Source organism: Chitinophaga varians (assembly GCF_014529945.1).
GTDB lineage: Bacteria > Bacteroidota > Bacteroidia > Chitinophagales > Chitinophagaceae > Chitinophaga > Chitinophaga varians.
The window spans coordinates 882,692-907,715 of sequence record NZ_JACVFB010000003.1 but is presented as its reverse complement, the minus strand read 5'-3'; the positions used below and the strand labels follow the sequence as shown (position 1 = coordinate 907,715).

Here is a 25,024-nt window from a genome sequence, read left to right as displayed (position 1 = left end):
GTGTCATGAAAAGATATTTATGTAACTGTTATGCACTCATCGCGGCGGCTGTCTTACTGATGGTGGCAGCCTGCCGTAAAAGCGAAGACTATCGCTTTAGCACGCCGCTGGCGATCGACGCCCGTATTATCCGGTTGGGTGCTGCAGCCGATACGACCCGCTTTATCGTTTATGCCGATGGGGACTGGAAACTGGAACTGACCGAAGAGGCGCCGTGGCTGCGGCTGCAAACCACCAACGGACATGGAAAAAGCGACGCGCTGGTGGAAGTAACGGACAACAGTGGTCAGCTGCCCCGCGCGGCCAAACTGGTGGTCAAAGGTGGTGGTAAATCCGATACCATTATACTACAGCAAAAAGGGCTGACACCGGCGCTGGCCATCACGGACGAAACGGCGCAGACCATCGCCAATGGCGGCACCTACAAATCCGGTATCAATACCAACGTGCCGCTGGACCTGATGACCGTTGGCTACGGTTACGACGCTACGGGACCTGTCAACTGGGTATCCGGTCTTCAGGTAAAAGATGGCTATCTGTTCTTTAAAGTAGATACCAATCAGCTGCCAGTCGCGCGTACAGTAATGCTTCGCCTCAGTTACCTCGATGCCTTAGGCACCACCACCAAAGATAGCCTGCTGATCAGGCAGCAGCCCGGGATGAGCTATGAAGGCGCGGTACAGAAGGATTTCGCCTACGTAAAACAGGCGCTGGCCAATGGCGTGGTGAACGAGAATATTTTTGTGGAAGGTATTGTGGTCAGCGACAAAGGGCATCCTAACATGGCCCAGAACCTCAATAAATCTACCGACAAACACAGTCTTGATAAGACAGAAAACAGTATCGCCGTTTACGTACAAAGTCTGGATGGCAGCAGTGGTTTGTATTTCAAGACTAAAACTCCCGGTGATAATATCTTCAACTTCAACGACCGCGTGAAGATATGGCTGAAAGGTGTTACCGTGCAGCAATGGCAGAATCCTTCCCGTACTGTCCTCTCTGGTATTGAAGTGATACACATCATGAAAAAAGATGTGGGCACCGGTGTGCTACAGCCTAAAGAGAAGTATATCTCCGCATTGACCGACAATGATCTTTATACCTATATAAAACTGAAAGATGTGGAAATCTCTGTTCCGAGCGGAGCTTTCACCAATATCAATGAAGGGTACGTAGCGCGCATGGACTGTTATCCTACCCATATCCGTGACATACAGGGGAGTAGTATGAACCTGCTGACCAACCTCGATGTGCTGTACCGTCGTGATGGCAAACGGGTGCCGCAGGGCTCCGGCTCCATCACCGGGATACTGGTGCATGAAGAGTACGATCGTTATGGTGGCGACATCGGCAGATATTCCATCCGCCACCTGAAGCGGGAAGACATTGCGCTTAACGAAGAACGTAACAACGGTTTCTCCAATGTACTGGTAGAATGGAGTCGGTTCAAAACAGAATACGCCGCCACGCCTACCGAGTCGCAGCATCCGTTGACCCCTGATGTGGGTAGCGGCCGTATCTATCAGAGCGGCAAAAAGTACCTCGATTTCACCGCTAACGGTATCACCCCTACGACGGACTATAACGGCCTGTTACAGGAGCCTACCACCAACAAGGGCGCTGTGAGCAACGGTGGCTGGGGCTGCAAAGGCTGGTGGAACGCTACTACCAACACCGGCGAATCCTGGATTATCGAGGTATCTACGACGGGCATCAGTGCTCCGGTATCGGTACAGATAGAAGGTAACAGTGACATCGGCGGCCCACGTAATTTTGTGGCCGAATGGTCGGTGAATAATACTACCTGGAACAGTCTTGGTAATTTTACTTTTCAGGATGTGGCCAACTGGTCCAATACCTTGTTGACACAGGTAGCGGGGCAGAAGGTGCTGAATTTCCAGTTGCCACAGGCCGCATCCGGGCAAGATAAGTTGTATGTCCGGTTACGGGTGGCTAATAAAAATGCGGGTACCACCAATGCCGCAACGGGAGGTACGATATCGGCTACGGCGACGTGTAGGTTGTCGCATGTGTCGGTGAAATATAATAAGTAGGATGATGAGAAAACAAATAAAAGCCCGTCTGTTTAAGACGGGCTTTTGTTTTTGATGTATATTAGGAGACGAAATCCCCGATTACCTATACTTTATGAATGTTATCTCCGAGATACTTTTTTTAATACTGGTCAGTTTCCCCGGCGCCTTCATCCGATGGATTTTTACCGGATTTAAGCGGCCTTTTAAAGAGATTCTGTTTGAGGATGGTAATACCAATGAGAACATCGGTATTCTTATGTTCATCATCATAGTGGTCGTTGTATGCTTTCCTGTCAGGAAGGAATATACGCTTGCAGAAGGGAAAGGTTTGACCGCTCAATACTGTTCATCCTGTCATACCAAATATGAAACCAGGATGATGCATAAGCCTTCACTACAGCAAATGAGCGATATGAAAGCAGCATTTAAACATGCATACAGTCAGGCTTTAGGGGACAGTAATCATTATGTCGCTGCCAAAGAATTAACCGGAAATGAAAAGGAGATTATTTATAAATATATTGCTTCGCTGGAGCGGTCTTATGAAGATAAACGTGTACGATAAAAGTCTTAGTTGATACCTGCAATATGAACACAAACAGTCAATACTCTATGAAATCTTTTTTGCGAATCATCACTGTCTGTATTAAAAATGATAACTTATGAAGATGCGCTGTTAAAAGCGAACGGCTACCTGAATGAAATGGATCTTAATGTGTGTTTGCTTACCGAGCATACTATTGAATTTGAGTATGGATGGTTGTTTTTCTATCAATCGGCGGAATACCTGAGAACTGGTGATTATTCAGAAATACTGCTTGGTAACGCTCCGTTTATTATTAACAAGTATGATGGTAGTTTATATGTAACAGGGACTGCCTATTCTGAGGAGGTGTATATTGAAGAATATATACAAATGATGAAGCAGCAGTAATAGACGTTCAGTACAAGTAATATTTATCCTAAATGGTAAGATACGTAATCCTATGTCTGGTGCTTACTTTTTTTAACAGCGCTTGCTTAGACGCATATATGAGCGATGAAAAAAAGATAGCCGGTAACTTCTATCTCCTGAAAAATGAAAATAATGATCTCTATGTTGGAGCATCAGGTGGTGACGGGTCTTATGCTATATTAAGTAGTATGCAAGTGGTGGAGGTTTTTGTGGCCGATGCTGATCTATATGTGAAAGAGGTTAATAATTGGAACGCCGTCGATACAACCTACTATTCCATCTCAATGAATTATAGCCATGGAAATTTAATGTGCGATGTGAACACTTACGATTCTGTAAAAAATATTGTCGCTTCGCGGCATGGAATTATTATATCCGGATGGCATGTACCTAAATAAGTGCAGCCGTCGCCTCCATCCCCATCCTCCGAACTTTTCTTACCTTCGCACCATGAACGAAGAACAACTGATCTCCTGGGTGAGAAAATGTATACAGCCTATTGGCCCTATCAGCACGCGGCCAATTATGCAGGGACAGGCTATTTATCTGGAAGGTGTTCTCTTCGCTTATGTGGCGGGAGAGCAGCTTTGGTTCCGGACGGATGATGAAAGCGATCTGGTATGGGATGCAGCCGGCAGTGAATGGTTGCGGGGCACAAAGAAAGATGGAACGCCTACGTACGAGCCTTATCGCAGCGCGCCGGAATCGGCCTATACCGATGAGAAGGAGATGCGTAAGTGGGCCAAACAGGGAATGGCTGCCGGAAGACGCGGTAAAACCAAGCTATAAGGCTACAGCGGTACGTTGTAGCTGACCTTCACTTTGTCCATCACCACGTGTGTATAAAAATGTTTGAGGTTTTGATTGTCCATGAGATGTTTTTTGGAGAATGCCTCAAAATGTGCCATATCCCGGGTATGCACGATCAGCACAAAATCATATGTACCGGTAACATAATAACACTGCGCCACCTCGGCGCAGTTTTTCATGGCGGCCTTGAATTTATCTATTGACTTAGAGCTGCCTTCATGCAACACGACATCTACCACGCAGGTAATGCCTACGCCTGCTGCTAAGGGAGATACAATCGCGACATCGGCCTCGATAACTTTTTCATTTCGCAGTTTGGTCAGCCGCCGTTGTACGGCGCTCTGGCTCAGGTTCACCTCATCGGCAAGCTGCTCCGTGGTGAGCCGGTTGTTTTGTTGTAACAGGCGGAGCAACGCTTTATCGTAATCATCCAGTTGAAACATAATTTACCCGTTTATAACAGGAAAATAGGTAAAATATGCCGGTTGTGGGCAGATAATGCGGAAATTAGTCGCGCTAACGCCGGTATTTTTGCATAGAGAAAAACAATCATACCATGACTATCCATACTCCGGCGGCTACTGCGTTTTCAGCAGAAGAGATACGCCGCTTCAGAGACGAAACAACCGGTACCAGGCATGTAGTGCACCTGAACAACGCGGGATCGGGTCTGATGCCCGATGTGGTGACACAGGCGCAGCTGGACCATCTCTCCCTGGAATCCCGCATCGGCGGCTATGAAGCCTCGGCTTTACAGGCGGAGGTCATAAAGGGCTTTTACCAGCAATGTGCGTTGCTGCTGAACTGCCAGCCGTCCAATATCGCTTTTACGGCCAGCGCCACGGATGCCTATACCAGGGCTTTGTCAGCCATTCCTTTTGAAAAAGACGATGTGATACTGACAGACCGCGATGATTTTGTGTCTAACCAAATCCAGTTCCTTTCTTTAGAGAAAAGACTGGGCGTCAAAATCGTTCACATTGACAACGCGGCTATCGGTGGGGTAGACCTGGACGATCTGCAGGGAAAGCTGCATTACTATAAACCCCGGCTGCTGGCGATTACGCATATTCCCACCAACTCAGGACTGGTACAGCCGGTACAGGATATCGCCGCTATTTATGATAGTTACTCAAAAACACACCCCGGTAAAACCTGGTACATACTGGATGCCTGCCAGAGCGCGGGACAAATGAAGCTGGATGTGGAAGCGCTGCAATGCGATTTCTTAAGTATGACCTGCCGCAAGTTCCTGAGAGGGCCCCGTGGCACCGGTGCGCTGTATATCAGCGACCGGGCGCTGGAAGCCGGACTGGAGCCTATGTTCATCGACATGCGGGGCGCAGAGTGGACAACCAAAGACACGTATAAACAACAACCCGATGCGAAGCGGTTTGAGGATTGGGAGTTTGCCTATTCCACGGTAATAGGTACCAAAGCGGCGATTGAGTACTGCCTGCAGGTGGGGGAAGATCGGATCTGGCAACAGGTACAGCTGATGGCGGGCATCACCAGAGAAAAACTAGCGGCGCTGAACAAGGTAAGGGTACTGGACCGGGGACCCGAAAAAGGCGGACTGGTAACTTTTCATGTGGAGGGCGGCGATCCCGTACATATCGTAAAGGAACTGTTACAGAGAAAGATCAACGTGGTACCCAGTTACCGTGCCTTTGGTGTGCTGGACTTTGATGAGAAGGGAGTGAAATGGGCTGTCAGGGCTTCGCCGCATTACTATAATACCGAAGAGGAGATTAATTTTTTCATCGGGTCGTTAAAGGAAATCATATAAACAACAGACGGTGTCTCCACAAAAGAAGACACCGTTCTTTTTATTAAGTGTACATTTTACCCTCCCAGCGAAAAAAGTATGCGTCTTTGTTAAAATCAAATGAACAACCTATCCTATTTTTCTCCATATTTGTTATAAGATTCAACCGAAATTTAACGATCTTAAGCGAACAGAAAACAGACCACCGTGACTCCCGAAATGTGCTGTGAATCCAAAGCAGAACTGTATTTCCACTGACTGAACTAAAGCTGATCCTTGTACTGACGAGCGTTATGAAATCCTGAAGACGACCACGTTTCCACAGATTTTTTACTGACAAATGATGACTGACTGAAGATGTTTTTCCGGCTATTTTAATGCAAACGATTGCATTTCAAATAGTTAACTGCTGCTCATCTGACGGGAAAGATGGCAGTAGTCTTGCCTTTTTCGGCAGTTTTAATGCAAACGATTGCAATAAATGGACAACTATTTATCAACTATAAAACCAGTACGCATGTACGAAAATTTACCAGTACCATAATAAAACCACGACAACACTGACATCAACCAAAGCAGTTTAATTACCAGCAGGAGCTATTACAGTGCCCTGCCTGAGAGACCTATGCCCATGGCCTACGGTCTGCCTAAATAAATTTCACATGAAAAACAGCATCCTCTTTCTCCTATGTTGCATAGGCGTGTCATTGCTGGTACTCCTGCCGGGAAAGACGCCTGCACAGCAGCCAACAACAACCGGCACTGTCACGGAAAAAAGCCTTAAAAAAGAAGTGCGCGGACTGGTAACAGACACCTCCGGTTCACCCATGCCGGGTGTTACCGTACTGGTGAAAAACAGTCCCAACATCGGGACCACCACCGATATGAACGGCCGCTATATCCTCGCGGTACCGGACAACACTACCGTGATCGTCTATACGATGGTAGGCTACACGCCACAGGAAATACCACTCACCAACCGCGGTATCATCAATGTGAAACTGAAAGCGTCTTCCAGTCAGCTGAATGAAACAGTGATCGTAGCCTACGGTAAACAGAAAAAAGCTTCAGTCATCGGCTCCATCACCACCATCAATCCGGGTGAACTGAAAGTGCCGTCCAGCAACCTGACCACAGCACTGGCAGGTCGCCTCGCCGGCGTCATCGCCTACCAGCGTAGCGGCGAGCCAGGCATGGACAACGCGGAATTCTTCATCCGCGGCGCCACCACCTTCGGCTACAAAAAAAGCCCGCTCATCCTCATCGATGGTATCGAATACGATGTGACGGAACTGGCACGCCTCAACACAGACGATATCGCCAGCTTCTCTATCATGAAAGACGCCACGGCCAACGCCCTCTACGGCGCCCGTGGCGCTAACGGCGTTATCCTCGTTACCACAAAGGAAGGCAAGGAAGGTAAAGCCAAATTCAACCTCCGCCTCGAAAACTCCATCTCCGCACCCACCCGCGATGTGGAACTGGCCGACCCCATCACCTATATGGAGCTGAACAACGAAGCGGTGCTCACCCGTAACCCGCTGGCCCCGGTCACCTATCCGCAAAGCAAAATAGACAATACCAAAGCCGGTACCAATAAAGACGTATTTCCTACCACCAACTGGAAAGAAATGCTCTTCAAAAAACAGACGGTCAACAAACGCGCTAACTTCAACCTGGGCGGCGGTGGACAAATAGCTACCTACTTCGTGTCCGGCGGCTATACGAAAGACAACGGTATCCTCAATGTAGACGGCCGCAACAACTTCAACAACAACATCGATCTCACTACCTATACGCTGCGCTCCAACGTCAACATCCGGGTGACCAAATCCACCAGCGCGATGGTACGCTTGCACGGCACCTTCGATGAATATAAAGGCCCGATAGACGGCGGCGAAAAACTCTACCAGAAAATGATCTGGTCCAATCAGGTGCTCTTCCCGGCTTATTATCCCGCAGACGATGCCCACCAGTTCGTTGCCCATCCGCTCTTCGGCAACTTCAACAACGGCGAATACCTAAACCCCTACGCCGACATGGTGAAGGGATATAAACAATATTCCCGCTCCCTCATGCTGGCGCAGTTTGAAATAAAACAGGACCTGTCTTCTTTTATCACTAAAGGACTCTCGGTCCGCGCTATGATGAATACCAACCGGCAGGCTTACTTCGATGTGTCCCGCCAGTATAATCCTTTCTGGTACGCAGCCAACAACTACGATAAGCTTAACAACACCTACGTGCTGCGGGACATCAACCCCGACCAGGGTACCGACTACCTGAACTATGTACCGGGCAAAAGGACAGTAGCATCTACCTTCTATCTGGAATCTGCGGTCGACTATAACCGTACTTTTGATAAACACGGCCTGGCGGGTATGCTCATCTTCATTGCGCGCAATAATCTGCAAACGATCGACGATATCTCCAATCCGTCCGTGAACCTGTTACAGAAATCGCTGCCTTCCCGTAACCTGGGGCTGTCCGGCCGCGCTACCTATTCCTACGACAATCGTTTCTTCGGTGAATTTAACTTCGGCTATAATGGCTCCGAGCGTTTCTACAAAACAGAGCGCTACGGCTTCTTCCCCTCCGCGGGCGCGGCCTGGTACGTTTCCAATGAAAAATTCTTTAAACCGCTGGAAAGGGTGGTCAATAAGCTGAAGGTCAGAGCCAACTATGGCCTCGTAGGTAATGACGCCATCGGTAATGAAGATGACCGCTTCTTCTACCTCTCCAACGTGAACATGAACGATAGCAAGAAAGGCGCTACTTTCGGCGTGAATGGTGGCTACAACCGTTCAGGTATCTCCATCGGCCGCTATGATAACCAGGCCATCACCTGGGAGACGGCCAGAAACTCCACCTTCGGACTGGAGATCAGCCTCTTCAATAAACTGGACATCATCGCGGAATACTTCACCGAACAACGGTACAACATCCTGATGGACCGCGCTTCCACGCCCAAGACAATGGGATTGCAGGCTACGCCCAAAGCCAACGTCGGCAAGGCACAATCCAATGCGTTCGATTTTACGGCTGATTTCAATACCAACATCGGCAAAGAATTTTTCCTGACCATGCGGGGCAACTTCACATTCGCCCGGAATAAATTCCAGGCTTATGAAGAACCCCGCTACGATGAATGGTACCGTTACCATGTAGGCTACCCGATTTCTCAACGCTGGGGATATATCGCAGAACGCCTCTTTATCGATGACGAGGAAGTAAGAAGCTCTCCCCAACAGGCTTTCGGCAACTTCAAAACCATGGGCGGTGATATCAAATTCCGGGATGTGAACGGCGACGGCCAGATCACGCCCAGCGATATGGTGCCCATCGGTTATCCTACCACGCCGGAAATCATCTACGGCTTCGGCTTCAGCGCCAAATACAAAGGTGTTGACTTCTCCGCTTTCTTCCAGGGTTCCGCCCGCTCTTCCTTCTGGATTGACGTCAACGCTACGTCGCCTTTTATCGATGTGGATGATAACAGCGCGGTGACTTCTGAAACACAACTGCTGAAAGCATATGCAGACAGTCACTGGTCGGAAGAAAACCGTGACCTCTACGCGCTCTGGCCCCGCCTCAGCCCTGTGCTCAATACCAACAGCACCCAGAGCAGCACCTGGTTCATGCGTAATGGCGCCTTCCTCCGCCTCAAACAGGTGGAGCTGGGCTACACCGTACCGCAGCGCATTATACAGCGTATCCACATGTCTAATCTGCGGATATACGCGAACGCTACCAACCTGCTCACGTTCTCCAAATTCAAACTGTGGGATATCGAAATGGGCGGTAAAGGCCTTGGTTACCCGATTCAGCGTGTTGTCAACTTCGGGTTGATGGTCGGCTTCTGATAACTTAAAAAAAATCAATCATGAGATATAAAATATTGATCGCACTGGTATGGATAGGCGCTTTCTGCTCCTGCAGCAAGTACCTCGATGTGGTGCCCGACAACGTGCCTACGATCGACAACGCTTTCACCCTGCGTTCTTCCGCGGAGAAGTACCTGTTCACCTGTTTCTCCTATATGCCTAAAAACGGGCATTTCAATGATAATGTGGCTTTCAACGGCGCCGACGAAGTATGGTATGATGATCCCATCCGGGACGTGGACCCGACCAACTTCAACATCGCCAAAGGGCTGCAAAGCATGACCAGCCCGCTGGCCAACTACTGGAGCGGCTCGGCCCGCGGTACTTCCCTGTTTATAGGCATCCGCGACTGTAATACGTTCCTGGCCAATATCGACAAGGTGAGGGAGCTGCGCCAGTATGAGCGGGAGAGATGGATCGCAGAAGTGAAATTCCTGAAAGCCTATTACCATTTCTTCCTGCTGCGCTGCTATGGCCCGATTCCGTTGATCAAAGAAAACCTGCCTGTTTCCGCCGGTTCCGAAGAAGTTCAGGTATACCGTCAACCAGTAGATAGTTGCATCAACTATATCGTTCAGTTGCTGGATGAAGCTGCCGGCAACGAGTTCCTGCCGGCCAAGCTGGAAGGTACCGAGAACACCGAGCTGGGAAGGATCACTAAATGTATTGCGCTGGCACTGAAAGCCAAGGTGCTGGTCACCGCCGCCAGTCCTTTTTTCAACGGTAACCCCGATTACAGCCGGATGGTAGACAACCGGGGCATACAGCTGTTTAACCCCGGCTACAGTGCCGAAAAATGGACCCGCGCGGCACAAGCCTGCAAGGAAGCTATTGAGATGTGTCACGCTAACGGATACACGCTGTATCATTTCCCGGGTAATTTCGGCTATAAGATCAACGATACCTTACAGACGCAGCTGGATATTCGTGCAGCCATGACCGATAAACAGAACAATACCGAAGTGATCTGGCCCAATACCAACAGCACCGCGGGAGACATGCAACGCTGGTCTATGCCGCTGATCGCCAACGGCGCCAGCACCTCCGGACCTAAAGGTATTATCGCGCCTACCCTGAAGATGATAGAAATGTTCTATTCCAAAAACGGGGTGCCCATCACAGAAGATAAGAACTGGGACTATAGCAAGCGTTACACCTTGCGCACCGCTGCCGCAGCCGATAAATATTACATCAAAACCGGCGAACAGACCGTGGAACTGCACTACGACCGTGAGCCACGGTTTTATGCCGATGTGGCTTTTGACCGTGCTGTATGGTTCGGCAACTGGATATTGAATTACAACAAAGACAGCGCTCTGTATTTCGTCAAAGGCCGCGCCACTGAAATCGCTTCCAGAAGAGGTATCAGCAACTACTCCGTAACAGGTTACTGGGTGAAGAAAACAGTGAACATTGAAAGCAGCGCTGCCACGGACGGTAACATCGCCAGCGGGCTGGTAGCTTATCCATGGCCGGAAATGCGGCTCGCCGATCTGTACCTGTTGTACTCAGAAGCACTGAACGAAGTAAATGGCCCCGGCGGCGGCACTACCCAATGGATCAACCAGGTAAGAGCACGGGCAGGACTCAAATCCGTGGAAGAGGCATGGACCAGCTTCTCCAAGAACCCTACGAAATACACCACCAAAGAAGGCATGCGGGAAATTATTCAGCAGGAGAGAGGCATCGAGCTGTGTTTCGAAGGGCAACGTTTCTGGGACCTGAGAAGATGGAAAACTGCACACGTAGCCCTCAATAATCCTATCAAGGGATGGGACATCACACAGAATGCCGCGCCTTCCTACTACAAGGAGGTCCTGCTGTTCAACCAGCGCTTCGGCATGCGTGATTACCTCTGGCCCATAGAAAACGCGGAGATGATCATCAACAAAAACCTGGTGCAGAATCCGGGCTGGTAATCTTTTTCATGATGCTAAAAACTTACTGAAATGAAACGTTTTCATATCCTCTTATGGGTGCTGGCTGCATTTAGCGCCTGCAAACAAGATCACCTGGGGCCTATCTCCGATGACAAAGCGCAGCCCAACCCGGTCATGAATGCAACGGCAGTGGGCATGGCCGGCGCTGCTGAAATCTCCTATTCCCTGCCTGATGATCAGAACCTGTCATACGTGCGGGCGGAGTTTGAAATCAACGGGGTGAAGAAGGAAGCGAAATCCTCTTACTTCAAAAGATCGGTACGGGTGGAAGGTTTCGGCGACACTGCCGAACATACCGTTACCCTGTATACTGTCAGTCGTGCAGAAGTAGCTTCCACGCCGGTGCAGGTAAAGGTGAAACCCCTGCCACCAGCCATCTGGAAGGTATATAAGTCGCTGGACATAGCAGAAGCTTTCGGCGGACTGCAAGTGAAATTCAGTAACGAAGACAAAGGGAAAATCGTGATCGTGACCCTGCTGTATGATCCTGCCGCCAAAGAATGGCGTAATGTGAACAACTTCTATTACGGACTGGATTCCGGCAAATTCACCGTGCGTGGACTGCAGCCGGTAAAACAGCAGTTCGGCATTTATATCAAAGACCGCTGGGACAACAAAAGTGATACCCTCCGGTTTGAACTAACACCCATATACGAAGAAGAGCTGGATAAATCGAAGTTCGCGAGTGCCATGAAGAAAAAGTACCCGATACCACAGGTGGCGCCGCTACCGAAAACACCCGGTGTGCAGATCGTGGAGCCGGGCAATTTGTCGTCCTGGCCTATCGAGAACATGTGGAACGGCATTATCGGCAATGAAGGCTACCATACCACGGAAAATAAAGACGTCCCCATCTGGGTGCCGATTGATCTCGGTGTGAAAGCCGTGATCAGCCGCTATAAGATCTGGCAGCGGCAGGCAGGGTATATCTACAATCACGGTAACCCGCATGAATGGGAGCTGTGGGGCACCAATACCCCCACAGACGTGAACAGCTGGGTGAAGCTGGACCATCAGATCATGGAGAAACCTTCCGGGCTGCCACTGGGCCAGAACTCCAACGAAGACATCGATGCCGCTGCTGCAGGGCAGGAGTATGAGCTGCCGATTGGTTCACCGGCGGTACGGTATATCGCCTGGAAACACATCGACAGCTGGGCCGCTGTGGACGGTATCATCGGGCATCTTCATATCAGTGAGATATCCATCTGGGGACAAATCAAAAAATAATTAAAACAGTTATCATGAAACATATTAAAGACAGATGGCTGTTGGGGGCGATGTTGATATTGCTGGCAGCCTGCAGCAAAATGGACGACACCTACAAGAATTTCCTGAATGGAGGAGAGATCATTTACACCGGTAAGGTGGATTCCCTGAAGGTATTCCCGGGCAAAAACAGGGTGTTGTTGTCCTGGTACCTGATATCAGACCCAAAGATCACCAAATGCCGCGTATACTGGAATCAGCGGGGCGATTCCACCGAAGTGGCCGTAAAACGTACGGGCGGCACCGATACCATCAGGCTCCTGCTGGATAAGCTGCCGGAGAATATCTATACGTTCCAGGTGTATACCTACGACAATGCCGGCCATTCCTCGGTAAGGGAGGAGGTAATCGGTAACGCCTACGGTGACGCCTATGTGGCCACGTTGTCGAACCGGCCGGTGCGCTCCGCCAAATATGACGCCACCAAAAAGGAAACGACCATCTGGTGGTTTGGCGTAAACAGCCAGGTGCAGGCCGTGGAGGTATTGTATACCAATACCGCCGGCGTGGAAACCAGAATTGTCCAGGTAGCAGATAGCGTGCCGGCCGGTCCCCGCGATCCGCTGGAGTTCCGGGCATCCCTGAAACTGCCCAATTATCAGGCAGGCACATCCCTGAAATTCAGGACCGCCTACAAACCGGTAAAAATTGCCATTGACACATTTTATACTGCTTATGAGACGCAGGCGGTGCAATAGGGATTGGAAAAATCGAATGCCGCCGGATTGCGCGGATTATCCCGTTTGCCCGTTTCCCCGGTTCCCAGGGCTTAAGCCCTGGGCTACGATGTTGTTCAGGTTCTTTCAATGATAAGTGCTATTGTTTATGAGGGCATGTATCCGATTTTCGACTTTCCTAGTGTTTCTCCATAGACGAAAAGGACCTTAATATCAAAGAAATTGAACAACATTGTAGCCCAGGGCTTCAGCCCTGGGAACCGGGGTTTATGGATGATGCCCATGTTAATTTTGTTAAACAATTCCGTCCGGATATTGTATTTTGGAAAACCATGCTGACGGAAACCGGGAACGTCATTCGTCGTATAGCTTTTCCCGTTAGAAGCCACTGAAAAAGAAAAACAATCCACAATATGAAAGCAATGATGGCAGGCCTGTTGACACTGCTGGTGATCAACACAGAAATGGCCACAGCACAAAAGAAATCCGGTGATGCGGACCTGACGCATTTCCCCAAAGGCAGTACACCAAAGGAAATCGGCAAAAGAGTGGCCGATCGGTTTGTGGCTACGCCGCATCCCAACTTTGGAAAACCTACGCCGCCGAAGACCATCACCTATCCTGAAGTTTGCGCGTGGTATGGGGCGCTAACGTTTGCACGGGAAAGTGGTGATAAAGCGCTGGCGGGCCAGCTGGCACAGCGTTTTGAGCCGTTTTTTACCACAGAGGCTTCGCTGGTGCCTAAGGCAGACCATGTGGACCATACCGTATTCGGTGCTGTACCGCTGGAGCTGTATATGCAGACAAAAGACAAGCGTTACCTCGAGATGGGTAAAACTATTGCGGATAAACAGTGGGGGACCCCGGAAGGGCCGCATGTGAAGCCGGAATCGCAGGGGTATAAAGACCGCGGGCTTACCTGGCAAACACGTATGTGGATTGACGATATGTTCATGATCACCGCGGTGCAGTCGCAGGCCTACCGTGCTACCGGCGATAAAGAATATATCAACCGCGCTGCGCGCGAGATGGTGGTTTATCTGGATTCCTTACAGCAGCCTAATGGCCTCTTTTACCACGCGCCGGATGTACCGTATTTCTGGGGCCGCGGCGACGGCTGGATGGCTGCGGGCATGAGTGAGCTGCTGCGCTCACTGCCCAAAGATAATCCGGACCGCGGGCGCATCATGAAAGGCTATCAAACGATGATGGCCTCCCTGCTGAAGTACCAGGCGCCGGATGGCATGTGGCGTCAGTTGATCGATGATCCGGAAGCATGGCCTGAAACGTCTGCCACCGGCATGTTTGCCTTCGCGATGATCACCGGCGTGAAGAATGGCTGGCTGGATGCGGCCACCTATGGCCCTGCCGCGCGCAAAGCCTGGCTGGCGCTGGTGAAGTACATCGATGAGAATGCTGATGTGAGGGAAGTTTGTGAGGGCACCAATAAAAAGAATAACCGGCAATATTATCTCGACCGCGGCCGTATTACCGGTGATATGCATGGGCAGGCGCCGGTGTTATGGTGTGCCACGGCACTTTTAACAAAATAAAAATTTACGGATTTACGAATTTTGAGATTTTGGGATTTATTGAGCCATTTACTATTTCAGAAAATATAATCAAATGGCTCAATAAATCCCCAAATCGTAAATCAAAAAATTCGAAAATTCGTTGCCTCATCCGTAACCTCCTCCTCTTCTTTGTCTTTCTCTGCCTGCTCTGCTGCGGCATCCCTTCTGTCTTCTTCCTCCATTAATTCGTCGATTTCAAGATCGTCTTCTTCTTCATTCAGGATATCTTCGGATGTATCTGCGCTGCGTGATTGCTCGTCCTGGTTACCTCGTTGAGGTACCGGTTCCTGTTGATGATTGATGACTTCATCCGGTTGGATATCATCTTCACGCAGGGGGCCTATGGGTGTTTTTCGCGTAGTCATATTGGATAGTTTGCATGGTTACCCCCAAAGGTACGCCGTATTTTCGCAATGGTTTTTTGCTATTAATTCTAACTACGTATATAACAATTTATAATTATAACTAATACGAATTTAATTATTAAATAATAATATTTGTTACTAATTTATACGGTCGAATGAATGGCCATTGTATGAGAAACCTGGCTTTTTCTTAGCCATATAAATTGTATTCCACGGTATGATTTATATAAAAGAAAAGATATGAACATAACAGATGCTGAATTGGTTTTACGGCTCCGGGACAACGACGTGAGCGCTTTTGACAGCCTATATGGGAATTATCATCAGGCCGTATACCGCAATATTCTCAAGTTTGTAAAAGATGTTGCCGTAGCAGAAGACATCTTACAGGAAGTGTTTGCCAGATTGTGGGAAAAGCGCCGCGAAATACAGGCAGACCAGTCGGTTGGTGGCTGGTTGTTTGTGATCAGTTTTAATCTGTCTGTCAGCTGGGTGCGTAGAAAACTGAAAGAACAGGCGCTGCACAAAAATCTGCTGGACCTCGGACCGGACGATCAGCTGATGATCGACCGGAAAAATATGGACGAAGAACAGTACAGCCTGCTCGAACAAGCCATCGCGCAGTTATCTCCCAAAAAGAGGACCATTGTGACCCGCTGTAAGCTGGAAGGCAAAACCTATGATGAAGTAGCCAGCGAGCTCAATATCTCCCGCAATACCGTTAAAGAACATCTCTCTGCCGCTATGGTCAAATTAAATGACTATATGCTCCGCAATGGCGACCACAAATACATCGTCCTCTTTCTTTTTTTCTTTACCTGTCACAACGCTTCCAATTAAGTTTCTGATAAGAAATGAATTAGGATAAAATAAATATGTTTTTTCTGTGGGATTCACCCACCCACTTTTTATCAACCTGCGTATTTAAATTAAACCGTCACGATAGTGCACAACAGAAAGGAATACCTCAGACAACTGCTACATACGGATAACTGGTCTGCCACAGAGCAGGAATGGATGCTACAGTACCTGGAAGAAAACGATCTGTCTGACCTGGAAGCGGTAGCGAAAGAATACTTTCAGGCAGAAGGTCCTGAAATAAAAAATTTACTGGACGAACGGTTGTCGGCACAGCTACTGAAAAAAATACATCGTCGTGCCGGTATTTCGCAGCCAAACGTATTCACGCTCTACGGACGGAGAATAGCGGCCGCCGCCGCCGTAATACTGCTGGCAGGCACCTCCTGGTATTTGCTGGTGCGGCAACAAGTGAAACAACTGGTAATGAACAGTGGCACGCAAAATAAAACAGTGACATTGCCTGATGGCTCTTTGGTATACCTGGAAAAAAGTTCCAGCATCACCTATCCCGAGAACTTTGGAAAAAAAAACAGAACGCTGCAACTCAACGGAGAAGCCTTCTTTGACGTGAAGCAGGACAGCAAACATCCGTTTGTGATTTCTTCTGCACTCATCAACACCACCGTACTGGGCACTTCCTTCAATATGGAAGCCCGTAACAACGGTGTCGCCAAAGTAGTAGTTGTATCCGGCAGCGTACAGGTAAATACCCTTACCGGTGAAACCAACCCGCAGCATCAATTGGTGCTCAGTGCCAACAAGAGTGCCGTCTATCACGCTGCTTCCAAAGGACTGGAACTGATAGACGCTACCGATGATGCCCGCTTTTTCCGGCAGAAACAAACCGGAACATTTACGTACAAAGGACAACCATTGTCCGTGGTGCTCAACGACCTGCAACGCTTTTACGATGTGCCGGTCAGCGCCGATAAAAGAATGGAACACTGCACCTTCTTTGGAGACTTTAATACCACTGATGATCTGCAGAAGACGTTAACAATCATCGCCGTGACCTTGAACGCCAGAATTAAAAAGGATGCTAACGGAAACGGATATGTTATAGTTGATGGCAATTGCCACTGATAACCAATTAAAGAAATACCGTTAACCAAAATCAAATGCAAGATGGAAAACTTGTTTTGTAGCTATTGACCTGACTTACGTAGAGAAATAAAAGTTGTATTGCTGGTAAGCTATCCTGTGTAACTTTTAGCCTGGAAATGGTTCTCATCCCTGGTTATCTGCCATTGATTGAATACGCCTGTATTCTCTCAACAGGGCCCCTATTGCCAATACATTCCCGATATTTTTTCATTTCACAACCAAACTAAATTGCGATTATGGATCATACTGTCTCTTTCTCCTCCGGCTAATAATTGTCACATAGACACTCAAAAATAACACTGCACAGCAGAGGCCCCTCTATTGCCCGGCTTTCCAGCAAAGCCGGATAGGGATTCCTATTACCCGGAATGAAACAAACATTAATTCAATATGCATAGTAAAACCCGATACTACATTTGTTGTCTGACGCTCTTCCTGTCGCTGTTCCATCTACAGGCGGGCGCCGTGGATCTTCAGGATGCGCTCGACAAAAAGATTACGCTTCATCTGCACGATGTGATACTAAAAGATGCACTGGAGAAAATCAGCAACCTCGCTGAAGTATCTTTTGTATACGTAGGCAACGATGTACTGAATGCCAACAAAATCAGCATCTCCGCCCGCAATGAAAAAGTAGGCGATCTGCTGCATAAGATATTAACGCCCTACGCGCTGTCCTACAGCGTGATCTACGACCGTATCGTCATCAAACACGATGCTTCAAAGAAACTCACTTCCCTCACAACAACCACCACGCCACGTCAGGTTACGCCCCGCTTTACCGATGTGAAAGGCATCGTGATCTCTGAAAAGAAAGAACCGCTGCCAGGCGTGACCGTACTGGTGAAAGGATCTTCCAGAGGCGCTACTACCAACGCTAAAGGTGAATTCGAAATCCATAGAGTACCCGGCGACGCCATCCTGGTGTTCAACTTCACCGGCTACAAAATGGAAGAAGTACACTCCAGCGAATTTAAAAACGGCAGCATCACCATCGTGATGAAAGAGAAACCAACACGCCTGCAGGAAGTCGTGGTGACAGGCTTTCAGAGCATCGATAAGAGTAAATTCTCCGGTGCTGCTACCCGCCTCAAAGCCGATGATGTGAAAATGGATGGTATCACAGATGTAAGCCGCATGCTGGAAGGCCGCGTGGCCGGTGTGGCCATACAGAACGTGTCCGGTACTTTCGGCACCGCACCGAAAGTAAGGGTGCGCGGCGCTACCTCTATCAACGGCGACAACAAACCTCTCTGGGTGGTAGATGGTGTGGTACTGGAAGATGTGGTGAATATCTCCAACGACCAGTTGTCCAGCGGCGACCCTACCACCTTGCTGGGCTCAGCGGTGGCCGGCCTCAACGCCAACGATATCGAAAGTTTTGATATCCTCAAAGATGCGGCGGCTACGGCCTTGTATGGCGCCCGCGCCATGAACGGCGTAGTGGTGATCACGACTAAAAAAGGTCGTGCAGGCAAGCCCGTTATCGCCTACAGCGGCAACTTCAGCACACAGCTGAAACCGACCTACAATAATTTTAACATCATGAACTCCGGCCAGCAAATGTCTGTGCTGGCGGAGTTGGAACGTAAAGGCATCCTTACTTCGGATATCCTTTCCCGTGGTGACATAGGCGTTTTCGGTAAACTGTATGAGTCGCTGGACGCAGACGGCAACGGCAACTTCCCCGTGCAGAACGATCCCGTGGCCATGAAAGCTTTCCTGTTGCGCTACGCCAATGCCAATACCGATTGGTTCGGCCTGTTGTTCCGCAACAACTTCGTGCAGGAACACTCGCTGAGCATCTCCTCCGGTACCGACAAATCGCAGTCCTATTTCTCCACCAGTTTCTACAGTGACAACGGCTGGACCCTGGCCGATAAAGTGAACCGCTACACCCTCAATTACCGCAATACCTATAAATTCTCTGACCGGCTCACCGCCGGTTTCTCCGCTTTGGCATCGGTGCGGCAGCAAAAAGCACCGGGAGCACTCACCCGTAGCAGCAATCCGGTAGAAGGACAGTATGACCGCGACTTCGACATCAACCCGTTCAGCTATTCGCTTAATACCAGCCGTACCCTCACTGCATACGACCAGAACGGCAACCTCGAATATTTCCGGAGAAATTTCGCACCGTTCAATATTATCAATGAGCTGCGCAACAACTCCCTCGACCTGAACATGATGGACCTGCGCCTTCAGGGCGACCTGGGCTGGCGCCTCACCCGTAACATCCGTTACGAATTTACCGGCGCTATCCGTTATGTGAAATCTTCCCGCGAACATCAGATCACGGAAAACGCGAACATGGCCAATGCCTACCGCGCCGCCGGAAACGCTACCATCGCACGTAACAACAAGTTCCTCTACCGTAATCCTGATGATCCGGATGCGCAGCCCGTTATCGTGCTGCCCGCCGGCGGTTTCTATAATCGCACGGAAGATCAGCTGATGAACTTCGATTTCCGCAATGGCCTTACCTATACAGACACGTTCGCACAAAAGCATAATATCAACCTGCTGGTAGGTCAGCAGGTAAAATATGCAGACCGCCAGAGCGCCTCCAACACCGGCTACGGCTACCAATATGAAAATGGCGGAACGCCGTTCGTAGATTACCGTATCCTGAAGCAGACCATTGAGTCGAACTTCCCATATTACAGCATGGGCCGCGACTATGACCGCTTTGCGGCCTTTTATGCGTCCGGTACCTATGCTTACAACAACAAGTACAACCTCACCGCTACCGGTCGTTATGACGGCTCCAACAGGCTGGGACAGTCCCGCAAAGCCCGCTGGCTGCCTACCTGGAGCGTAGCAGGTTCATGGAACATGGAACAGGAACCTTTCCTGCAGAAAGTGGGCTGGCTCAACTATCTCACGCTGCGCGCCAGCTACGGCCTCACCGCCAGCATGGGCCCGGCCACCAATTCCAATATCGTTTTTCAGACCATCAATACCCGCAGGCCACACCTCAATGAAGTGGAATCAGTGATCAGTCTCGCGCATCTGCAAAATGATGATCTCACCTGGGAAAAGCTCTACACGACTAACCTTGGACTGGATGCAGGATTCTTTAACAACAGGCTGAACGTTTCTCTCGATCTCTATACACGTAAAAGCTTCGACCTTATCAGTATCATCAAAACATCCGGCATAGGTGGCGAAATGTATAAAGCGGCCAACTATGCTGACATGACATCCAAAGGAGTGGAGCTGCTGATAGGAGGGGATGTGGTGCGTAAAAAAGACTGGGGTTGGAAATCCAACATCACTTTCGGTTACAATACCAACAAGATCACCAATGCCAAAAATATACCGGCCATTTTTGATCTGGTAGTAGCAGAAGGTGGCAACAAAGAAGGATATCCGGTGCATAGCCTGTTTTCCTTACAATACAAAGGCCTTTCTCCGAAAACAGGCATGCCCTCCTTCGTAAATCAGGATGGTGTGGTGAGCCCGGATGTGAACCTGCAGGACCTCAAAACAGCACAGCTGGTGTACGAAGGCGCCGTAGATCCTCCGATAACAGGCGGTTTCTCCAATACTTTCCGTTATAAGGCCCTTTCACTCAATGTCTTCTTTACCTATCAGTGGGGTAATAAAATCCGGCTCTATCCGGCTTTTAAAACCGCTTATTCCGATCTGGACGCGATGCCCAAAGAGTTTTATGACCGTTGGGTAATGCCGGGAGATGAAAATACCACCCGTGTGCCCTCCATTCTGGATGCCTATGAACAGACGCTGATCCGTGGCGCCTATCCGTATAACAACTACAACTATTCCACTGAACGGGTGGCTAAGGGTGATTTTATCCGGTTGAAAACCGTGTCACTGACCTATCAGCTGCCCGTTTCCCTGATCCGGCGTGTAGGCTTCAACAGTATGTCTGTGAGCGGCGCCGCTATCAACCCATGGCTCATCTATGCCGATAAGAAGCTGCATGGCCAGGACCCGGAATTCTTCAACTCCGGTGGCGTGGCGCAGCCTATTCAGAAGCAATTCACCCTGTCAATAAAAGTTGGTATTTAAAAATGGACCTATGGAACTGAGATATATAACTGTTTCGACTACACGTTTTATAAGACCCTTTGTGACAGCCGCACTGACAATAGGCCTGCTCACACTGGGCAGCTGTCGCAAATACCTGGAGCAGGTGCCGGACAGTACCTGGACCGACCTGAGCACACCTGACAAGGTGTCTAAGCTGCTGGGCACCGCTTATCCACAGTCCTCCTACGTGACGATGTGTGAAGCGATGACCGATAATGTGGCCGACAAAGGCGCCGGTGTCATCAGTCGCCCTAATCAGGACGCATACCTCTTCCGGGACATACAATCCATTGAACAGGATTCTCCTGAAGCCTACTGGACAGCCTGTTACGTGGCTATCGCCGCGGCCAATCAGGCGCTGGAAGCCTGCGATAAGGCCACCGATAAGAAAGCATATGCCACCCAGCGGGGAGAAGCACTGGTGGCCCGTGCCTACGCGCACTTTATGCTGGTGAATATTTTTTCCAGAATGTATGATCCCGCAACGGCTGCCAATGATCCGGGCATCCCTTATGTGACCGTTCCTGAAACGGTGGTGATCAAACAATACGATCGTAAAACAGTCGCTTATGTGTATGATATGGTGGAAAAAGACCTGCTGGAAGGATTGCCACTGATCAGCGATGATTCGTATAAGGTGCCCCGTTACCATTTCAACCGCAGCGCCGCCTATGCTTTTGCCACCCGTTTTTATCTCTATAAAAAAGACTATGCAAAGGTAGTATTATACGCAGACCAGGCTTTCGCCAATAACGATGTGGCCAGCAACATGCGCGGCTGGAATACTACTTACAGCAGCCTTTCACCGGAACAGATCTTCGACCTCTATGCCAATGCCAAAGAGAATGCGAACCTGTTGCTGGTAGAAACACAATCGCTCTATGGCCGTAGTGTGGGACAATACCGCTATGACCTGGATAACGCCCGGCAGCTGCAGGTCCTGGGCTATAACGTTACCGGTGGCCGTTGGGCTTATCCAATATACTATTATGGTTCCCAGAACTATTTTGTGCCCAAGCTGACGGAGTATTTCGTGAAATCTTCTGTGAACGCCACGATCGGCCAGCCTTATGTGATGGTGCCGTTGTTCACCACCGAAGAGGTATTGTTCAATCGCGCCGAAGCCAATGCGCAGCTGGGCAAATCCGCCGCTGCCCTGAAAGACCTCAACCTCTTTGCCAGCAAACGTATCCGCAACTACGATCCGTCTGCGCACACGATTACGACTACCTCCATCAGAAATTTTTACGGTATCAGCAATGAAAAGGATGGCCTGATACATACCATCCTGGATTTCAAACGCGCGGAATACCTGCAGGAAGGCATGCGCTGGTTCGACCTGCAGCGCTATAAAATGACGGTAGTGCATACTACCCGTGAAGGAGATGTTCTGGAGCTGAAACCAGGCGATAACCGCTGGGTGTTCCAGATCCCGCAATCCGCCACTACATCAGGCATCGCATTAAATCCGAGATAATTATCAACCAAACAAAATCGCTTCATATGAAACTTTTTCTTCTCGCTTTATCCTTCCTGTTGCTGATGTCGTGCAGCAAGAAGGATGACCTGGGCAAGGTAGACGACATTCCCGGACTGGGAGGCGATACCTGGGTGAAAGGCCCGCTGGACCGGTGGCTCTTCGATACGCTCACCGTGCCCTATAACATAGCCGTGAAATACAAATGGGACCAGTTCGAATTTGAACTGAATAAAACGTTGGTGCCTCCCCGTGAGGAGAAAGTCATCCCGGTGATGAGCGCCATTAAAAAAGTATGGATGAGCACTTACATCGCGGAAGCCGGAGACCTGTTCTTCCGCCGCTACTGCCCTAAGTACTTTATCCTCAGTGGCAGCGCCAGCTGGAATGAGAACGGTACCATCACACTCGGCACCGCAGAAGGCGGCCGCAAAGTAGTGCTGTACCTGGTCAACGATTTCGTGACCCGCGACATGCCCAATTATAAACCCAGCGACTCCGCCAACGTAAAACAGATGTTCCATGTCATTGAACATGAATTTGGCCATATCCTCCACCAGACCGTGATGTATCCGGTGGAATTCAAACGGATATGCGCCGGTCTGTATACGGCCAACTGGAATAATATCGATGATATATCCGCCTACCGCGACGGTTTTGTGACACCCTATGCCATGTCTGGTTACGACGATGATTTTGTGGAGATGATATCCACCATGCTGGTAGAAGGCAGGACCGGATTTGACAAGATCGTGAACAGCATTCCTCCGGGATACAGTATTAACGGCACCCCACAGGCTGAAGCGAAGGCAAGGCTCCGCAGAAAAGAAGCCATGGTGGTCAGCTATTTCCAGACTGTATGGCATATCGATTTTTATAGCCTGCAATCCCGCACCAGAAGAGAAATCAACAAGCTATTGTATTAACTGTTTATGGGTATGAGAAAGAAACTTTTGTATTTATTACTGGTCCTTGCAGGCGTCTATTCCTGTAAGAAAGAATCAGACCCGATGTTTGACAAGTCGCCCGATGAGCGACTCAACGATACATTACAACAATATCAGCAGATACTGACCCACGCGCCTTACGGTTGGAAAGCCATGGTATATCCGGGAGGCTCTCCCAAATCGGTGTACAGCTTTTATTTCCGGTTCAATGATTCCAACCGGGTGCAGATGTACAGCGACTTTGAGCAGTCGTCTACTGTTACTCCGAGGGAAAGCAGCTGGCGTCTGAAAGCGCTGCAGCAGCCCAGCCTGCTGTTTGATACCTACTCTTACCTGCATGTGCTCTGCGATCCTGATGGAGGGCAGAATGGCGGCGACTATGGTAAAGGGCTGGGGTCGGACTTTGAGTTCTCCATTAATGGCATGACCGGCGATACGATGGTCCTGACGGGCCGTTTCAACAGGAGCCGCGCCATATTGGTAAAAGCCTCCCAACAGGAGCAGGCTGATTATTATCAGCAACATATCAACCGTAACATCGACAGTGTCCGGAAAATACTGACCTATTTCCATAAGCTCATTGTCGGCACTACCCGTTACGATGTAGAAGTGAACACGCTGACACACCGTATCACTTTTACCTGGGTGGCGGGCGGACAGGTGAAGACCGCTACTACCGGTTACTACTATACGTCTAAAGGCATTACGCTGTCACCGGCCTTTTCAGATGGTACCAATACCATCAGCAGCTTCGACAATATCAAGTTTGAAGACGGCGCTGTAAAAGGCCTGATCAACGGTCAGCCTGCCAGTATAACCGAAACCGTTAAGCCGCTGGCGATGGATATTGCCGCACCTAAGCGCTGGTACCAGTATGCGTTGGCACAACGCCGTTACTGGGTAGCGCAGGAAGGCTTTCATGTCAACGGGGTAGACGATGCTTACGGTCTGAGCACCCTTCCCGATTTTATGGCAGCCACTTTCTGGCCTGAGGCTGGCGGTCCCGGCTCCGGTATCGATGCCTTCGGCATTATCGTACCGGAAGAAGGCCAGCCGACGTTGATGTATGGCGTGATACATACCGCACCCACTTTCACCAATGATGGTCGGGTTGTCTTTCATGACAACAGGCTGTTTGGGGATCTGCCTCCGGACGCTACGCCGTTACTGCGTACCCGGTCCCTGATGGCAGATCAGACAGGTTTTTTCCTTGTACAGACCAGTGCCACCACTTACGACATGGTGAGCGCCAAAGATGGTAAAGCATGGATTACCTGGGTGTTCTGATAAAAAGATTAACC

Annotated in this window: 19 protein-coding genes; 17 read left to right on the top strand and 2 right to left on the bottom strand. The window is 49.6% G+C overall.

Annotated elements, in window-relative coordinates; translation table 11 throughout:
* Positions 1-5 precede the first annotated feature (5 nt).
* From ICL55_RS18080 to ICL55_RS18060, 5 genes are all read left to right on the top strand, one after another.
* Positions 6-2,054, top strand: a complete 2,049-nt coding sequence (locus tag ICL55_RS18080) for a BACON domain-containing protein (RefSeq protein ID WP_188099803.1) — start codon at positions 6-8, stop codon at positions 2,052-2,054.
* A 94-nt stretch (positions 2,055-2,148) separates the two neighbouring features.
* The gene (locus tag ICL55_RS18075) at positions 2,149-2,601 is read left to right on the top strand and encodes a hypothetical protein (protein WP_188099801.1); all 453 of its coding nucleotides are present in this window, start codon (positions 2,149-2,151) and stop codon (positions 2,599-2,601) included.
* An 87-nt stretch (positions 2,602-2,688) separates the two neighbouring features.
* Positions 2,689-2,970 (top strand): YrhB domain-containing protein, encoded by a 282-nt coding sequence (locus ICL55_RS18070; protein ID WP_188099799.1) that lies wholly within the window; start codon positions 2,689-2,691, stop codon positions 2,968-2,970.
* A 98-nt stretch (positions 2,971-3,068) separates the two neighbouring features.
* A complete protein-coding gene (locus ICL55_RS18065) occupies positions 3,069-3,389 on the top strand; it encodes a hypothetical protein (protein ID WP_188099797.1) in 321 nt (106 codons plus the stop codon).
* A gap of 52 nt (positions 3,390-3,441) precedes the next feature.
* Positions 3,442-3,780, top strand: coding sequence for a TfoX/Sxy family protein (locus ICL55_RS18060; protein ID WP_188099783.1), 339 nt, complete (start codon positions 3,442-3,444; stop codon positions 3,778-3,780).
* Positions 3,781-3,782: 2 nt separating this feature from the next.
* Here ICL55_RS18060 and ICL55_RS18055 read toward each other — a convergent pair whose 3' ends face one another.
* Positions 3,783-4,244 (bottom strand): Lrp/AsnC family transcriptional regulator, encoded by a 462-nt coding sequence (locus tag ICL55_RS18055; RefSeq protein ID WP_188099781.1) that lies wholly within the window; start codon positions 4,242-4,244, stop codon positions 3,783-3,785.
* 113 nt (positions 4,245-4,357) lie between these two features.
* On the opposite strand from ICL55_RS18055, the gene ICL55_RS18050 reads away from it, so the two are divergent.
* The 6 genes from ICL55_RS18050 to ICL55_RS18025 all read left to right on the top strand — a co-directional run bounded on the left by ICL55_RS18050 (position 4,358) and on the right by ICL55_RS18025 (position 14,892).
* Positions 4,358-5,590, top strand: a complete 1,233-nt coding sequence (locus ICL55_RS18050) for an aminotransferase class V-fold PLP-dependent enzyme (protein WP_188099778.1) — start codon at positions 4,358-4,360, stop codon at positions 5,588-5,590.
* A gap of 641 nt (positions 5,591-6,231) precedes the next feature.
* Positions 6,232-9,432: a SusC/RagA family TonB-linked outer membrane protein gene (locus ICL55_RS18045; RefSeq protein WP_188099776.1), complete on the top strand. Its 3,201-nt coding sequence runs from the start codon at positions 6,232-6,234 to the stop codon at positions 9,430-9,432.
* 20 nt (positions 9,433-9,452) lie between these two features.
* Positions 9,453-11,372, top strand: coding sequence for a RagB/SusD family nutrient uptake outer membrane protein (locus ICL55_RS18040; RefSeq protein ID WP_188099773.1), 1,920 nt, complete (start codon positions 9,453-9,455; stop codon positions 11,370-11,372).
* A gap of 30 nt (positions 11,373-11,402) precedes the next feature.
* Positions 11,403-12,623, top strand: a complete 1,221-nt coding sequence (locus ICL55_RS18035) for a DUF5000 domain-containing lipoprotein (protein ID WP_188099770.1) — start codon at positions 11,403-11,405, stop codon at positions 12,621-12,623.
* A gap of 14 nt (positions 12,624-12,637) precedes the next feature.
* Positions 12,638-13,360, top strand: a complete 723-nt coding sequence (locus ICL55_RS18030; protein WP_188099768.1) for a DUF4998 domain-containing protein — start codon at positions 12,638-12,640, stop codon at positions 13,358-13,360.
* 392 nt (positions 13,361-13,752) lie between these two features.
* Positions 13,753-14,892: a glycoside hydrolase family 88/105 protein gene (locus tag ICL55_RS18025; protein WP_343067815.1), complete on the top strand. Its 1,140-nt coding sequence runs from the start codon at positions 13,753-13,755 to the stop codon at positions 14,890-14,892.
* A gap of 101 nt (positions 14,893-14,993) precedes the next feature.
* Here the strand turns inward: ICL55_RS18025 and ICL55_RS18020 are convergent, their stop codons facing one another.
* A complete protein-coding gene (locus ICL55_RS18020; RefSeq protein WP_188099766.1) occupies positions 14,994-15,278 on the bottom strand; it encodes a hypothetical protein in 285 nt (94 codons plus the stop codon).
* A gap of 240 nt (positions 15,279-15,518) precedes the next feature.
* On the opposite strand from ICL55_RS18020, the gene ICL55_RS18015 reads away from it, so the two are divergent.
* From ICL55_RS18015 to ICL55_RS17990, 6 genes are all read left to right on the top strand, one after another.
* Positions 15,519-16,118, top strand: coding sequence for an RNA polymerase sigma factor (locus ICL55_RS18015; RefSeq protein ID WP_188099764.1), 600 nt, complete (start codon positions 15,519-15,521; stop codon positions 16,116-16,118).
* A 105-nt stretch (positions 16,119-16,223) separates the two neighbouring features.
* Positions 16,224-17,222, top strand: a complete 999-nt coding sequence (locus tag ICL55_RS18010; protein ID WP_188099762.1) for a FecR domain-containing protein — start codon at positions 16,224-16,226, stop codon at positions 17,220-17,222.
* A 411-nt stretch (positions 17,223-17,633) separates the two neighbouring features.
* On the top strand, positions 17,634-21,278 hold the full coding sequence (locus ICL55_RS18005; protein ID WP_188099760.1) for a SusC/RagA family TonB-linked outer membrane protein: 3,645 nt from the start codon (positions 17,634-17,636) through the stop codon (positions 21,276-21,278).
* A gap of 10 nt (positions 21,279-21,288) precedes the next feature.
* Positions 21,289-22,776 carry a RagB/SusD family nutrient uptake outer membrane protein gene (locus ICL55_RS18000; RefSeq protein WP_188099759.1) on the top strand — a complete coding sequence of 496 codons (1,488 nt, stop codon included), beginning with the start codon at positions 21,289-21,291 and terminating at the stop codon, positions 22,774-22,776.
* Between the two features lie 26 nt (positions 22,777-22,802).
* Complete coding sequence (locus ICL55_RS17995) at positions 22,803-23,702, top strand: zinc-binding metallopeptidase (RefSeq protein ID WP_188099757.1); 900 nt, start codon at positions 22,803-22,805, stop codon at positions 23,700-23,702.
* 12 nt (positions 23,703-23,714) lie between these two features.
* On the top strand, positions 23,715-25,010 hold the full coding sequence (locus tag ICL55_RS17990) for a DUF4302 domain-containing protein (RefSeq protein WP_188099755.1): 1,296 nt from the start codon (positions 23,715-23,717) through the stop codon (positions 25,008-25,010).
* The last annotated feature ends 14 nt before the right edge of the window (positions 25,011-25,024 follow it).

Coding starts and splice junctions, on each gene's coding strand:
- ICL55_RS18025 (WP_343067815.1), top strand. CDS start 13,753: ATGAAAGCAATGATGGCAGGCCTGTTGACACTGCTGGTGATCAACACA.
- ICL55_RS18075 (WP_188099801.1), top strand. CDS start 2,149: ATGAATGTTATCTCCGAGATACTTTTTTTAATACTGGTCAGTTTCCCC.
- ICL55_RS18030 (WP_188099768.1), top strand. CDS start 12,638: ATGAAACATATTAAAGACAGATGGCTGTTGGGGGCGATGTTGATATTG.
- ICL55_RS18045 (WP_188099776.1), top strand. CDS start 6,232: ATGAAAAACAGCATCCTCTTTCTCCTATGTTGCATAGGCGTGTCATTG.
- ICL55_RS18040 (WP_188099773.1), top strand. CDS start 9,453: ATGAGATATAAAATATTGATCGCACTGGTATGGATAGGCGCTTTCTGC.
- ICL55_RS18035 (WP_188099770.1), top strand. CDS start 11,403: ATGAAACGTTTTCATATCCTCTTATGGGTGCTGGCTGCATTTAGCGCC.
- ICL55_RS18005 (WP_188099760.1), top strand. CDS start 17,634: ATGCATAGTAAAACCCGATACTACATTTGTTGTCTGACGCTCTTCCTG.
- ICL55_RS18000 (WP_188099759.1), top strand. CDS start 21,289: ATGGAACTGAGATATATAACTGTTTCGACTACACGTTTTATAAGACCC.
- ICL55_RS18020 (WP_188099766.1), bottom strand. CDS start 15,278: ATGACTACGCGAAAAACACCCATAGGCCCCCTGCGTGAAGATGATATC.
- ICL55_RS18070 (WP_188099799.1), top strand. CDS start 2,689: ATGATAACTTATGAAGATGCGCTGTTAAAAGCGAACGGCTACCTGAAT.
- ICL55_RS18055 (WP_188099781.1), bottom strand. CDS start 4,244: ATGTTTCAACTGGATGATTACGATAAAGCGTTGCTCCGCCTGTTACAA.
- ICL55_RS17990 (WP_188099755.1), top strand. CDS start 23,715: ATGAGAAAGAAACTTTTGTATTTATTACTGGTCCTTGCAGGCGTCTAT.
- ICL55_RS18080 (WP_188099803.1), top strand. CDS start 6: ATGAAAAGATATTTATGTAACTGTTATGCACTCATCGCGGCGGCTGTC.
- ICL55_RS17995 (WP_188099757.1), top strand. CDS start 22,803: ATGAAACTTTTTCTTCTCGCTTTATCCTTCCTGTTGCTGATGTCGTGC.
- ICL55_RS18060 (WP_188099783.1), top strand. CDS start 3,442: ATGAACGAAGAACAACTGATCTCCTGGGTGAGAAAATGTATACAGCCT.
- ICL55_RS18065 (WP_188099797.1), top strand. CDS start 3,069: ATGAGCGATGAAAAAAAGATAGCCGGTAACTTCTATCTCCTGAAAAAT.
- ICL55_RS18015 (WP_188099764.1), top strand. CDS start 15,519: ATGAACATAACAGATGCTGAATTGGTTTTACGGCTCCGGGACAACGAC.
- ICL55_RS18050 (WP_188099778.1), top strand. CDS start 4,358: ATGACTATCCATACTCCGGCGGCTACTGCGTTTTCAGCAGAAGAGATA.